Source organism: Devosia chinhatensis (assembly GCF_000969445.1).
Taxonomy (GTDB): domain Bacteria; phylum Pseudomonadota; class Alphaproteobacteria; order Rhizobiales; family Devosiaceae; genus Devosia; species Devosia chinhatensis.
Genome location: NZ_JZEY01000054.1, coordinates 768,822 through 780,771, shown reverse-complemented (window position 1 = coordinate 780,771; position 11,950 = coordinate 768,822). Strand labels below are relative to the sequence as shown.

General features: G+C 63.3%; 11 protein-coding genes. 4 read left to right on the top strand and 7 right to left on the bottom strand.

Going from position 1 to position 11,950, the window contains the following annotated elements; all coding sequences use genetic code 11:
- Window positions 1–16: 16 nt before the first annotated feature.
- From VE26_RS03790 to VE26_RS03765, 6 genes are all read right to left on the bottom strand, one after another.
- Window positions 17–961 carry a succinylglutamate desuccinylase/aspartoacylase family protein gene (locus tag VE26_RS03790; RefSeq protein ID WP_046103825.1) on the bottom strand — a complete coding sequence of 315 codons (945 nt, stop codon included), beginning with the start codon at window positions 959–961 and terminating at the stop codon, window positions 17–19.
- A 17-nt stretch (window positions 962–978) separates the two neighbouring features.
- Window positions 979–1,833 (bottom strand): ABC transporter permease, encoded by an 855-nt coding sequence (locus tag VE26_RS03785; RefSeq protein WP_052715817.1) that lies wholly within the window; start codon window positions 1,831–1,833, stop codon window positions 979–981.
- Between the two features lie 5 nt (window positions 1,834–1,838).
- Window positions 1,839–2,819 carry an ABC transporter permease gene (locus VE26_RS03780; RefSeq protein WP_046103823.1) on the bottom strand — a complete coding sequence of 327 codons (981 nt, stop codon included), beginning with the start codon at window positions 2,817–2,819 and terminating at the stop codon, window positions 1,839–1,841.
- Window positions 2,820–2,850: 31 nt separating this feature from the next.
- Complete coding sequence (locus tag VE26_RS03775) at window positions 2,851–4,023, bottom strand: M24 family metallopeptidase (protein ID WP_046103822.1); 1,173 nt, start codon at window positions 4,021–4,023, stop codon at window positions 2,851–2,853.
- A 67-nt stretch (window positions 4,024–4,090) separates the two neighbouring features.
- Window positions 4,091–5,632, bottom strand: coding sequence for an ABC transporter substrate-binding protein (locus VE26_RS03770; protein ID WP_046103821.1), 1,542 nt, complete (start codon window positions 5,630–5,632; stop codon window positions 4,091–4,093).
- Window positions 5,633–5,653: 21 nt separating this feature from the next.
- Window positions 5,654–6,658 (bottom strand): GntR family transcriptional regulator, encoded by a 1,005-nt coding sequence (locus tag VE26_RS03765; protein ID WP_046103820.1) that lies wholly within the window; start codon window positions 6,656–6,658, stop codon window positions 5,654–5,656.
- Between the two features lie 190 nt (window positions 6,659–6,848).
- On the opposite strand from VE26_RS03765, the gene VE26_RS03760 reads away from it, so the two are divergent.
- Both VE26_RS03760 and VE26_RS03755 read left to right on the top strand, forming a co-directional pair.
- The gene (locus VE26_RS03760; protein WP_046103819.1) at window positions 6,849–7,820 is read left to right on the top strand and encodes an aldo/keto reductase; all 972 of its coding nucleotides are present in this window, start codon (window positions 6,849–6,851) and stop codon (window positions 7,818–7,820) included.
- An 11-nt stretch (window positions 7,821–7,831) separates the two neighbouring features.
- Window positions 7,832–9,001 carry a hypothetical protein gene (locus VE26_RS03755; protein ID WP_046104983.1) on the top strand — a complete coding sequence of 390 codons (1,170 nt, stop codon included), beginning with the start codon at window positions 7,832–7,834 and terminating at the stop codon, window positions 8,999–9,001.
- Between the two features lie 39 nt (window positions 9,002–9,040).
- Here VE26_RS03755 and VE26_RS03750 read toward each other — a convergent pair whose 3' ends face one another.
- Window positions 9,041–10,006 (bottom strand): LysR family transcriptional regulator, encoded by a 966-nt coding sequence (locus VE26_RS03750; RefSeq protein WP_046103818.1) that lies wholly within the window; start codon window positions 10,004–10,006, stop codon window positions 9,041–9,043.
- A 139-nt stretch (window positions 10,007–10,145) separates the two neighbouring features.
- Between VE26_RS03750 and VE26_RS03745 the strand changes: the two genes are divergently transcribed.
- Both VE26_RS03745 and VE26_RS03740 read left to right on the top strand, forming a co-directional pair.
- Window positions 10,146–10,658, top strand: coding sequence for a TRAP transporter small permease (locus tag VE26_RS03745; protein WP_160297790.1), 513 nt, complete (start codon window positions 10,146–10,148; stop codon window positions 10,656–10,658).
- Window positions 10,655–11,932, top strand: a complete 1,278-nt coding sequence (locus VE26_RS03740) for a TRAP transporter large permease (RefSeq protein WP_046103816.1) — start codon at window positions 10,655–10,657, stop codon at window positions 11,930–11,932. Before VE26_RS03745 ends, VE26_RS03740 begins: the two co-directional genes overlap by 4 nt.
- The last annotated feature ends 18 nt before the right edge of the window (window positions 11,933–11,950 follow it).

Here is an 11,950-nt window from a genome sequence, read left to right as displayed (position 1 = left end):
GATCCATTCTCTTCACTCAGTCGGTGGCGCCTTCGAGATTGCCGACCATGAAGCCATAATCGCCGCTATGGACGAGGTTGCGGGTGAGGTGCTGCATGATCATCACGCCATTCTCGAAAGGCGTCGGGATCTCTTCCAGCGTCTCGAACGTATAGGGGCTGACGACCCGGCCGAGCAGTTCGCCGCCCTTGATGATCTCGCCATTGGCGGGCGCCAGCGGCTCGAGCCAACCGCCCTGGCTGGGACGAATGCCGGCCAGTTCGTTGACGACGATTTGCTGCGGGTTGGTCCAGGGATCGCCTGGAATTGCGCCCAGTGTCTTGAGCATGTTGAGGACGCCGTCGACCGTGCGCTTGAGATAGGGGCCCTGGTCGACAATCCCGCCGCCCAGCTCGATCACCGCAACCGGAATGTTGCGGGTGTCGATGGTCACCGACTTGGTGGTGCCGCCAAAGACGGTGCCCTGCTTGTTCTCGACCGGACGGTAGAGCAGCTTGGAGCCGAAGGCGCGCGAAAGGCGCTCGTCATTCCAGATATAGACGTAGTCGACGGTCGGCCGGTCGGTGCCCGAATGCAGGTCGATATGGACATCGATGACGTTCAGATAGTGCTCGGTCATGGCATGGGCGAGCTGCTGGCTATAGGTGCCCTTGGGATTGCCGGGGAACTGACGATTGAGATCGACCTTGTCGATGGTCGAATAGCGCTCGTTGACGGCAAAGGCATAGGGGTTGGCCACCGGGAGCAGCAGGATACGTCCCTTGAGCGGCACGTCCTTGAGCAGCCGATAGAGTTCCAGAATGGCCTGCGAGCCGGTGTTCTCGTTGCCGTGGATCGCGGCGGAGATACCGATCGTGGGGCCGTCCTGCTCACCGACCAGTTCGTGGATATAGAGGACCGCGTCGCTGCCATCGGCATGCGTGGTGAACTTCGGGCGAAGCTGGTTGATGGACTTGACCATTCAAGTTTTTCCTTTGGTTATTTGGCCTTGGCGGCCTTTGCTCCAGCGCGGGAGAGCTGACGCGGATCGAGCACGTCCCGCAATCCGTCGCCGAGGAGATTGAAACCGAGCACGGTGACCATGATGGTCAGGCCCGAAATGATGGAGAGCCAGGGGGCGTCGCGCATGAAGCGGGTGCCATAGGCCAGGGTCCAGCCCCAGGTCGGCTCCGGAGGCGGCAGGCCGAAGCCGAGGAAGCTCAGCGCCGATTCCGAGATGATCGCGGTGCCCAGGCCCAGCGAGGCCAGGACGATGATCGGCCCCATGGCATTGGGCAGGATTTCGCGGAACAGGATGCGCAGCGGGCTGGCGCCCAGGGCCTTGGCGGCCTGGACGTAGTTCTGCTCGCGAAGCACGAGCGTGGTCGAGCGCACGACACGGGCATATTCGGTCCAGGCCACAACGATGATGGCCAGCGAGACGTTGAGCACGCCCGGCCCTAGGACAGCGACGATGGCCAGGGCTAGTACGATGGCCGGGAAGCCAAGGAAAATGTCGGTGATGCGCATCAGCACCTGGTCGACCCAGCCGCCGAAATAGCCAGCCACGAGGCCCACGACGGTGCCGATGAGGGCAGAGGCCGTTACCGAGATCACCGCAATGGTGAGCGAGATCCGTGCACCGAAAACCAGGCGGGACCACAGATCGCGACCGAAATTGTCGGTTCCCAGGATGTGCTCGAAGGTCGGGCCGTCGAAGCGGTTGCGCATGTCCATCTGCTCGACCCCGTGGGTTGCCACATAGGGTGCGAAGATGGCCAGCAGGATGATGGTCAGCGAAATCAGCGCGCCGACGACCAGCGAGACATTGGTGAGAGGCTTGGGCAGTCGCATGGCCATTATCCCAGACGCACGCGCGGATCGACCGCGGCATAGAGAAGGTCGACGATCAGGTTCACCAGCGCGTAGACGATGGCGAAGGTCAGGACGATGCCCTGGATGAGAGGCAGGTCGCGCTGGCTGATTGCGGCGATGGTCAGCTGGCCCAGGCCGGGCCAGGCAAAGATGGATTCGGTGAGCACCGCACCGCCCAGCAGGGCGCCGAAGCGCAGGCCGATGACGCTGAGCACCGGCAGCAGCGCATTGCGCAGGGCATGGCGGACCACCACCCTGCCCTTGCGCAGGCCCTTGGCATAGGCGGTGCGCACGAAATCCTCACGCAGCACTTCCAGCATGGAGGCGCGTACCAGCCGCGAAATGATCGCGGCCGAATTGGCAGCGAGCGCCAGAGCAGGAAGCGCGATATGGCTGATGGAGGTCCACAACACTTGCGGGCGCCCCGTCAGGGCGGCCCAGATCGCTTCATGCATCGGCACGCCGCGGCCGATAGACGGCAGCCAGCCCAGCTGCACGGCAAAAAGCAGCATCAGCAGCAGGCCCAGCCAATAAACCGGCATGGATACGCCGAGCTGGGCGAAGAGCATGGTGACCGTATCGACCCAGGACCCCTGCCGGATCGCCGCCAGCACGCCCAGCGTGATGCCGATGATACTGGCAAGAAGAAGGGCCACGATGGCCAGTTCGACCGTAGCGCCCAGGCGACCGGCAATGATCTGCGCGACCGGCTGGTTCTGGAAGATGGACTGGCCCATATCGCCGCGCAGCAGGGCCGCGAAATAGTCCCAGAGCCGAATATACCAGGGATCGTTGAGCCCCAGGCTGTTGCGCAGATTGTTGATGGCCTCGGGTGTCGCGTCCTGTCCGAGCAGCACGGCGGCCGGATCGCCGGGGATGAGCAGCAACAGGCCGAAGGTAACGATCACCATGCCGATCGCCATGGGGATCAGCAGCAGCAAGCGACGGGTGACATAGGCGAGCATAGCGGTCTAGCCTCGTGGAATGCGTGCAGGGTCAGCCAAGGATGACCTCGTCGAGTTTGCGCGGGAATTTGGTCAGGCTGTCCGGCCCGTCCGTGGTGACCAGCACCGTATCGGCCAGGCGGAAACCGCCCAGTCCGGGTACGTAGAGGGCAGGCTCGGACGAACAGACCATGCCGGGCTCGAGAATGGTTTCGTCCCCGCCTTCGACCCAGGGCGGCTCGTGAAACATGACGCCCATGCCGTGCCCCACCCGGTGCAGGCAATACTGGTTCATGCCGGCATCGCGCAAAAAGGTCAGCGCCCGGTCGTCCGCCGAAGCACAGGTTGCCCCGGCCACAAGTCCGGCCGTGCCGATAGCCTGCGCCTCCTGTGCCAGATTATAGAAGCGCTCCTGCTCCTTGCTGGGTTCGCCCAGAATGAAGGTGCGCTCGCTTTCCGCTGCCCGGCCACCGACACGGCAGCCCAGCGACAGGATCATGCTCTCGCCCCGGGCCGGACGATGCCCGCTGGGCATGCCATGGGGGAACGCCGAGCGCAGGCCCGAATAGACCAGGCCTCCGGCAATGCCCTGCACCAGCATCAGGTTTTCGTGCTCGTGGTTCATGATGTCGAGCGCATGCCGGATGATATGGGCCTCGATCTCGATCTCGGTGGGCATGCGTGAGCCGGTCGTCAGCGCCTCGCTGAGGAGGTCAACGCCCGCCTGCACCATGGAATCGGAGATACGGGCCGCTTCGCGCTGCAACACCACCTCTTCGGGACGCTTGCGCAGCCGCATGGTGGAAACAATGCTCGACGCCGAAAGACGCGCATTGGGAAAGGCCGCGCCGATCTGGCCCAGGCGTCCAACGGAAACGCCTGCCGAGTGACCGATGACGCCACCGATGTCGCCCAGCGTCCGCGCCAGAACCGAAAATGGGCGGTCGCGGCCGGGAAATTCGAAATAGACCACGAGTTCGGCGGCACTGTCCTGGGCGAGTGCATGGTGGCGCTCGAGCTCAGGTACAAGCAGAAGGGCCTTGTCCTGCGTCAGGGCAAAGACCACGGGCCGTTCGGTGGTGTAGTGGGAAAAGCCGGTCGTATAGATGATGTCGTCATTGCTATCGAGCAACAGCACATCAATGCCATCGCGGGCCATCGCGGTGCGGAGATCACGCTGGACGGACGCATAGAAATCCGCGCCCAGACGCTGGTTGAAGGCCATCGCCGGTACTCCCGTTCTGGGTGGGGGAGGCCGGCGCACGAAGCGCCGGCCATTTTCGTTCGGTTGATCAGTCGGTGTAGCCGATCAGGCCGCGCAGATTGCCGCGCGGGGTGGCCTGCACTTCATCGATGGGCAGATCCTTGGCGTAGAACAGCTGATACCCCTGAGCCGAGACGATATAATAGGGCAGCTCTTCGGCGATGATCGCCGCGGCGTCCTGATAGGCTTCGGCGCGGCCGGCCTGGTCCAGCGTCGAGCGACCCAGCTGCAGCAGCTCGTCGACCTGCGGGTTGGAATAGCCACCCCAATTGGTCGGCCCGTCGGTGGTCAGCTGCGCGAACATCAGACGATCGGGATCAACGATGTTCAGCCAGCCGAGCAGCGCGATCTGGTGCTTGCCCTGCTGGACGTAATTGGTCGAGAAGGACGGCCAGTCGCTGATCTGCGCGATCGCCTTGACGCCGGCGGCCTCGAACATGGCCTGCAGGAATTCCACGGTCTGGACGCGGTTGGTGTCTTCGCTGTGGGTGGCGAGCGTCACTTCGAGCGGCTTGCCGTCTTTGTCGAGGATGCCGTCGCCATCGGTGTCCGACCAGCCCAGCTCGTTGAACAGCGCGATGGCGCCGTCGATGTCGAAGGTCGGCTGCGTGATGCTGTCGGAATAGGCCCAGGACGAGGGCAGGATGATGGAGGTCGCGACCTGGTCGACGCCTTCATAGATGTCGTTGACGATGGTGTCCTGGTCCACCAGCATGGCGAAGGCCTGGCGCATCTTCGGGTCGGCCAGGAGCGGGTCCTTGGCGTTGAAGTTCAGGTAGTTCACGCCCAGGCCAGCGGTGATGACATTGCCGAAGCGGTCATCGGCTGAAAGACGCTCGATATCCTGCGGCGCCAGCGGCGATTGCACGACGTCGAGGTCACCGGCCTCGAAGGCCTGCGAGCGGGCGGAATTGTCGCCGATGATCTTGAGCGTGACGTTCTCGATGGCCGGAGCCTCGCCCCAGTAATTCTCGTTGGCTTCGAGGACGATCTCGCTGCCACGGTTCCAGGACACCAGCTTCATCGGGCCCGCGCCGACCGGGTTGAGCGCGATGTCGTGGCCGCCTTCGACCAGCGCCTTGGGAACGATACCGATATCGAGATAGCTCAGGAGCGGCGCATAGGGCGCGCTCAGGGTGAACTTGACGGTCTGCGCATCCACCGCTTCCACGGCGCTGATCGGGGTATAGAGCGCGCGCGAGGGCGCGTTGAGGTCGGGATCGATCAGCGTCGTGAAGGTGAACACGACGTCATCTGCCGTCAGCGGGCTGCCATCCGAAAAGGTCAGGTCAGGGCGCAGCTTGAAGATGAAGGTGGTGGGATCGGGCGTTTCCCAGCTTTCGGCCAGGTCCGGCACGGCCTCGAGGCTCGGCGTGATGTGCACGAGGCCCGAATAGATGAGATCGGCGGTGCGCGATGCCGTCGTGTCGCGCATCAGGCGCGGATCGAGCGTTCCGGCATCGACGTCCATGCCCACGACCAGCGTGTTGCTGTCCTGGGCCATGCCGGCCTGCACGGGCATGAAACTCAGCGCGACGATGGCGCTGGTGGTCAACAGAAAATGCTTCACTTGTGTTCCCTTCCTTGAAACCTAGGCACTATTCCGCTCCGCGCCCTGACCGCCCTTGGATTGGCGCAGGGCCGTCAGTCGAGGAGCAAGGATTGTTTCGAGCGCGCCCGGATCGGGGGCATGCCGATATTCGAAGCACTGGACGCCGGGTCGGACGAGCTGGGCGATGTGATCGGCGCCCGAGGCAAAGACCACGGCATCGCAGGCCGCCAGGATCTCGGTGAGGTCCGGGGCGGACGACCAGGTCACGCGGATGTCCGAGACATGCGGCGCGAATTCGCGCACGCTGGGCCTCATGATGGCGATGTATTCCTGAAAGTGGGTGACGGCGGCGACGCGGGCCCGCGGGTCGAGACCGGCCAGGGTCTGTCGGGTGCGCTGCGACGGCAGGAAGCGCAGTCCCAGCACGTCCGCACCCTTGAGCAGGGTCCGCACTTCCGCCTCGCGATGCCCGAAGGTCACCACCAGGTCGGCCGCGAGGCATGCCCGGCGTTGCGGGCCCTCCTGGCGCAGGCTCTCCAGCGTAACGAGCTCGATCGTATCGAGCACCGACAGCGTGGGACGGATCTGGTCGACATAATCGCGGCCGGGCCCCTCGAAGATGCAGACGAAGACGATGTTGAGCCCCAGTTCGGGCCGGCGCATGTGCGCGCGTGCATTGATCATGGCAACCAGCGACATGGCCGGCACGCCCAGGGCTTCGGCCTTGGCGATGATGGCGTCGATGTCGCGGCTGAGGGCATTGATGGGCTGGTTGTCGTCCAGCGCCCGACGCGGATCGCGCACCGTGAAGGCGCCCAGTCCCGCCCGCATCTCTATCAGGCCGTCATCGCGCAGCTGCTGATAGACCTGGCTCACCGTCATCGGCGCCACGCCGAGTTCGGCAGCGAGCTGACGAACCGATTGCAGCTTGGTGCCATAGGGCATGTCGCTGAACGAGAGCACATAGCTCAGAAGTCCATGCAGCTGCGTTCCCACCGGAACCGGGAGCGACTTGTCGATGCTGGAGGCGTCGAATGTGAACATGTGTTCTACCACGTTGATACACCCACCGTACCCATGAGTTCGGGATGACGCAATAGGGATGAGAAACTTTCGCGCAGCATTTGATTTCGCCGCTTTTATGTGCACAGATTGCTGCACATAAAGCATTTTGAAGGCCATAAGGGCGGCACGTGCTCGCAATGGCCCATTTTGAAACAAGCGAGGTGTTCTAATGGATTATGTCAATCTCGGTCGTACTGGACTCAAAGTGTCGCGGCTGGCCTTGGGCTGCATGACCTTCGGTTCCCCGAACTGGGCGCCCTGGGTGCTGGACGAGGAGGCCTCGCGCCCGATCATCGACAAGGCGGTCGACCTGGGGATCAATTTCTTCGATTTGGCAGACATGTATTCGGCCGGGGCAAGCGAAGACGTCGTGGGCCGGGTCCTCAAGCCGATTCCGCGCCACAAGCTGGTGCTTGCCACCAAGCTCTACAATCCGATGAGCACCGACCCCAACGATCGCGGCCTGTCGCGCAAGCACATCTTCGAGGCGGTCGACGGCAGCCTCAAGCGCCTGGGCACCGACTATATCGACCTCTACCAGCTGCACCGGTTCGACTACGACACCCCGCTCGAGGAAACGCTCGATGCGCTCAACGATGTCGTGCGCGCCGGCAAGGTTCGCTATCTCGGCGCCTCCTCGATGCATGCCTGGCAATTCATGAAGGCCCTTGGCCTGCAAAAGGCGCATGGCTGGGCAAAATTCGTGTCCATGCAGCCCCATTACAATCTGATCTATCGCGAAGAAGAGCGCGAAATGCTGCCCCTCTGCCGGTCCGAGGGCGTCGGGGTCATCCCCTGGAGCCCCCTCGCCCGCGGACGGCTAGCCGGTCGCACGAGCGACGAAACCACCCGCTCGCAGACGGACAAGACCGCTGGCGCCCTCTATGACCGCAGCAAGGAGCAGGACGACGCGGTTGTCGCCGCCGTCCGGCAGGTTGCGGAGCGCCATGGCCGCCCTGCTGCACAGATCGCCTATGCCTGGGTGGCGACCCGCCCGGGCATCACCGCCCCCATCGTCGGCATTTCCAAGCTGCATCAGTTCGATGACGCCATCGCCGCGCTCGAGGTTCAGCTCAGCGAGGATGACGTCAAGCTGATGGAAGCACCCTACCATCCCAAGCCGGTTGCCGGACACCACTAGGAGCAATGGACATGCAGATCGGCAAGGACCTTGCAGAGCTGACCGCCGGCATCGACGCGCTCTATCGCAGCACGCCCCGCAGCGACGGGTTTCTCGACAAGGAAGGCCTCATTCCGGTGGCGATGGCCGAAGTCGCCCCGCGCCCTTTGCGCGATTATGGCCACGCCCGGGAGGAATTGAGCGCGCTGGCGGCACGGCTCCCCACCCAATCGGAAAGTGCTCTGCGCGCCGATTATGTGGGCGAGATGATCGATTCCCTGCTCGCCCTCTTGGACACGTTCGAGGAGCGGCCGATCTCTTTCGCCGACCGCGTCCGCAGACAGATCCGGGTGCCGCAGCAAATGGTGCCCGATGCCGAACTCGAAACCTATCGCGGCATCATCCGGCAGAAGCTGGATGAACTCGGCTATGGCGGGGGCAGCCTGGGCGAAGACTTTGCGCGCTGGGAAGCGCAGGCCCGCATTCCGGCCTCATCGGTGCTCGATGTCCTGCGCGATCTCATCGCAGAGGGTCGTGACCGGGTCAGCGCCAGCATGTATCCGTTCGCGCATGAATGGATGGAGCCCGAGGGCGTCACCCAGGTCCCCTTCTCGGCCTATTGCGACTATCCCACGCGCAAGGTGCTGCTCAACCTCGACTTCCCCTATACGCGCTTTTCACTCAAGCATCTGGCAACACACGAGGTCTTCCCCGGCCATCTCGTGCATATGAACATCCGCGAGCGTGCCGTAGCCGAAGGCCGCATGCCGCTCGACGGCGCGCAGGTGGTCACCAGTTCGGCCAGCAGCGCCCTGTTCGAAGGCATCGCCGATAATGGCCTGTTCTTCCTCGACTGGGTCCATGGCCCGGAAGACGAGCTTGGCGTGGCCCTGCAGCGGCTGCGCAGCGCCATGCGCTGCAATGCCGCCTGGATGATGCACGAACAGGGGATGAGCCTCGACGAGATCGTGCCCGTGGTCGCCGAAAAGGCCCTTCAGGACCCGGTCACCGCCCGGTCCCGGCTGGCCTTTCTCGGCCACAATCTCAGGGCGCCCTTCGTCTATGCCTATTATGGAGGCGACATGGCCGTGCACGAGATCTGGAAGACGGTGCAGCCCGAGCAGCGGCGCGACTTCTGGGCCTATCTCTATGACAACATGCATACGCCCAGCACGCTGCGCCGCCATTGGCAGGGCCGCTGAGGCACCGGCCAAGCACCAGCGCAAAGCCATGTGAACCTGTTACTCGGCGGCGACCAGCATGGCTTCGTCGTCGAGTAACGGCGCCTTCTGGCCGGTCATTTCCTCGATGAACATGCGCATGACCGGTGATTCCATGCGGTCGCCCCGCGTCACCAGCATATAGGGCTCCGACTTGGTCCGCAGATTGACCGGCAGCACGCGGATTGCGGCCGACTGCGCAAAGAAATTGCCCACGTCTGTGGAAAGCAGCGCCACCATCTGGTGGCTGTGGCGCATCAGCGACATGGTCGCGAAGGCCGACGTGGTCTCGACAAGGTTATGAGGGAATTGCAGCCCGTATTCGTTGAATTCCCGCTCCAGCAGCCGTCGCATCGGCATGTTTGCCGAACAGACGATCCAGGGATAGCTGGCCACGTCGTCGAGGGTTACCTCGCCCATGCTGGCGCAGGGATGGTCGGAACTGACCGCGATGCACAGCACCTCTTCCTTGACCTTGATCGTGCGGTATTGCTCGGGACGATGGCTGACGCTCGTGCGGCAGATGGCGATGTCGAGCCGACCATCGTCGATCAGGTGCAGCAGCCGGGCGCTGGTTTCCTCATGCACCTGCACCGACAATTGCGGCTGGCGCGTGAGCAGGCGCGACAATCCCTCCATGGCCAGCGGCACCGCGCCCATGATCATGCCCACCGACAGGCGCCCGCCCGCCCCCTCCAGCGCGGCTTTCATCTCGTCGCGGAGATGGCGCATGTCGGTCATGATCAGCCGTGCATAGCGGATCACGCAATGGCCCAGCTCGTTCGGCTCCAGCCCGCGCCGCGTGCGCACGAACAGCGTCTCGCCCATCGCATTTTCTATTTCCTGCAAGGCTTTGGTGGCGCCGGGTTGCGTCAGTGCAACCGCCTCAGCCGCCTTGAGGATGGTTCCGTGCTCGTCGATGGCCATCAAAAGGCGGAAGTGCCTGAGGCGCAACCGGCTGGTCATGGAGTCCAGTGATGGCAGCATAGATATAACTCCCCCTCATATCATTATCAGATCACATCATTATACAGCTTGCTTCCCCGCCGCTAGAAAAACCAGCATGCACAAGGGATGAAGAGCCGCCACATCAAGGCGGCCCTTGTGCATTTGAGGAGGCATGGCGGTGGAGAAATCCAAATTCTTTATATTTAGGTGGATGGAGCACCTGCTCGTCCTAGGCATGGCGGTCATGTGCCTGCTGGTGTTCTGGAACGTCGTGCTGCGCTACGGCATGCGGTCGGGCATCCCCATCTCCGTGGAAATTTCGCGCCTGATTTTCGTCTGGATCATCATGCTGGGCAGCGTCGTCGCCCTGCGCCAGGGTGCCCATATCTCCGTTGATGCCGTCATCAACCGGCTGCCGCCGCGGGTGCGCGTTGCCTTTTTGTGGGTGGCCCATCTCTGCATGCTCGGCGTGTGCTGGATGGTGTTCCAGGGCAGCCTGCGTCAGACCCAGCTCAACTGGGGCAATCACATGCCGCTCTCGGGCATTTCGGTCGGCTGGATGTATGCCGCCGGTGTCGCTGCGGCCGTCCTTTGGGTGCTGATCCTCTGCTTCAATCTCTATCGTTCGGCGCGTGGCGATCACAGTCAGCTCCAGCCCAATGTCCTGCCGACCGAAGAGGCCGCAAAATGAGCCTTGTGATCTTTCTCGCCTCGCTCGGCGTCGGCATGGCTATCGGCATTCCCGTCGCCTATGCGCTGATGGTCTGTGCCGTCGCCATGATGTGGATGCTGGGCATGATGGATCCGCAGATCCTCGCCCAGAAGATGATCGACGGCGCCGACAGCTATCCGCTGATGGCCATCCCGTTCTTCATGCTGGCCGGCGAGCTGATGACCGCAGGCGGTCTATCGCGCCGCATCGTGGACGTCGCAATGGCCCTGTTCGGCCATCTGCGCGGCGGCCTGGGCTACGTGGTGATCGGCACCGGCGTCGTGCTCGCAACGCTGTCCGGCTCCGCGATTGCCGACACCGCGACGCTGGCCGTCATGCTGCTGCCGATCATGCTCAAGGCCGGCTATCCGGTGGGTCGCACCTCCGGCCTGATGGCAGCAACCGGCATCATTGCCCCCGTCATCCCGCCATCGATCGGTTTCGTCGTTCTCGGTGTCACCGCCAACCTCTCGATCGTCAAGCTGTTCCTCGCCGGCATCGTGCCGGGGCTCCTGATGGCGCTCAGCCTGGTCGTCGCCTGGTTCATCATTTCCCGTCGGGACAATACCCCCACCCTGCCGCGCCGCAGCCTGCGCGACGTGCTGAAGGCCCTGCGCGATGCCGTCTGGGCGCTGCTGCTGCCGGTCATCATCATCGTGGGCCTGCGCATGGGGGTCTTCACGCCGACCGAAGCGGGCATTGTCGCGGCCGCCTATGCGCTGTTTGTCAGCATGGTCATCTATCGCGAACTGACGCTGAAGGGGCTTTATGATTGCCTGCTCGGCTCCGCCAAACTGACGGCCGTGATCATGCTTCTGGTTGCAGCATCGAGCGTCACCGCCTTCCTGATCACCGTCGCCAATGTGCCGGCCCAGGTGATCGGATTGCTCGGTCCGTTCATCGACCAGCCCATCCTGCTGATGGCGATGATGATGCTTGGCGTGTTCCTGATCGGCAGCGTGCTCGATTTCACCCCGGCCATCACCATCCTCGTGCCGGTGCTGATGCCTGTCGTCGTCGCCGCCGGCATCGACCCGATCTATTTCGGCGTCGTCTTCATCATCTGCGCGGCAATCGGGATGATCACGCCCCCGGTCGGCGCGGTGCTGAACACCGTCAGCGGCGTGGCGCGCATCCCCCTCGAAAAGGCGGTCGTGGGCATCATCCCCTTCCTCTTGGCCGAGATTGCGGTCCTGGTGCTGCTGATCCTTTTCCCGGGCATCGTCACCATCCCGCTCGACTTCTTCTACTGACCAAAACCAAAAACTGGA

Coding starts and splice junctions, on each gene's coding strand:
- VE26_RS03790 (WP_046103825.1), bottom strand. CDS start 961: ATGGTCAAGTCCATCAACCAGCTTCGCCCGAAGTTCACCACGCATGCC.
- VE26_RS03785 (WP_052715817.1), bottom strand. CDS start 1,833: ATGCGACTGCCCAAGCCTCTCACCAATGTCTCGCTGGTCGTCGGCGCG.
- VE26_RS03780 (WP_046103823.1), bottom strand. CDS start 2,819: ATGCTCGCCTATGTCACCCGTCGCTTGCTGCTGCTGATCCCCATGGCG.
- VE26_RS03775 (WP_046103822.1), bottom strand. CDS start 4,023: ATGGCCTTCAACCAGCGTCTGGGCGCGGATTTCTATGCGTCCGTCCAG.
- VE26_RS03765 (WP_046103820.1), bottom strand. CDS start 6,658: ATGTTCACATTCGACGCCTCCAGCATCGACAAGTCGCTCCCGGTTCCG.
- VE26_RS03760 (WP_046103819.1), top strand. CDS start 6,849: ATGGATTATGTCAATCTCGGTCGTACTGGACTCAAAGTGTCGCGGCTG.
- VE26_RS03755 (WP_046104983.1), top strand. CDS start 7,832: ATGCAGATCGGCAAGGACCTTGCAGAGCTGACCGCCGGCATCGACGCG.
- VE26_RS03750 (WP_046103818.1), bottom strand. CDS start 10,006: ATGCTGCCATCACTGGACTCCATGACCAGCCGGTTGCGCCTCAGGCAC.
- VE26_RS03740 (WP_046103816.1), top strand. CDS start 10,655: ATGAGCCTTGTGATCTTTCTCGCCTCGCTCGGCGTCGGCATGGCTATC.